We start from the raw sequence: 790 nt of genomic DNA, 5'->3' as shown, positions 1-790 counted from the left end.
GGCAGCCGGCCGCACAGCGCGGTGTCGCGAACGGCGCACCGACCATCGAGCTGCCGTTCGACCTGGCGAGCAGCCCGCGCTCCCGCTCGCGCGGCGGCGCGCCCGGCGCCCCGGTCGAGCGCTACACGGTGAGCGAGCTGACCGACCCGACCAGCCTCGACAAGCTCTACGACTTCGGTGCGATCCTCGGCCGCAGCGTCGCGCGCTGGTTCCCAGGCAACGCCGCGGCCGACTTCCCGCTCGCCGCGAAGCTGTGCGCGGCGTTCGAGAACGCCAGCCTGCACGACGCGCTGGGCGATGCGGGTGGCGTGCTGCTGCGCTGGGTCGACGGCAGCTGGCAACCCGCCGGCAGCCTGCCGCTGAGCGACGCGAAGGACAGCGTGCTGCTGTTCCTGCACGGCACCGCGTCGTCCACCGAGGGCAGCTTCGGTGCGCTGTGGGCCGGCCCCGGCAACTCCGGGGCGCGAGACGCAGAACGGCCAGGCGACTTCACCGCGCTCGCTGCGCGCAGCACGCTGCTGGCCTGGGAGCACCGCAGCCTCACCCGCAGCCCGGTCGACAACGCGCACGGCCTGGTCGGCGCGCTGCTGGCCGCGCTGCCGGACGACCGCGTCTTCACGGTCGACGTGGTTTCGCATTCACGCGGCGGTCTGGTGGGCGAGCTGTTCGCGCTGCGCAGCGCGCCGACGCTGGAGCAGGCGCAGCGCCACTTCACCGCGTCCTACGCCGGCCGCGAGGGCCAGCCGTCGCACCCCGATGCGCCGCTGCTGCGGCCACTGTTCACCGCGCT

The 790-nt window shown here is 74.6% G+C and carries 1 pseudogene; it reads left to right on the top strand.

Annotated features, from left to right (window positions below):
- Positions 1-790: pseudogene (locus x551_RS26120) on the top strand (hypothetical protein); the annotation flags it as partial.

Source organism: Methylibium sp. T29, assembly GCF_000576205.1.
Taxonomy (GTDB): domain Bacteria; phylum Pseudomonadota; class Gammaproteobacteria; order Burkholderiales; family Burkholderiaceae_C; genus Methylibium; species Methylibium petroleiphilum.
This window is presented reverse-complemented; position numbering and strand designations above follow the sequence as displayed.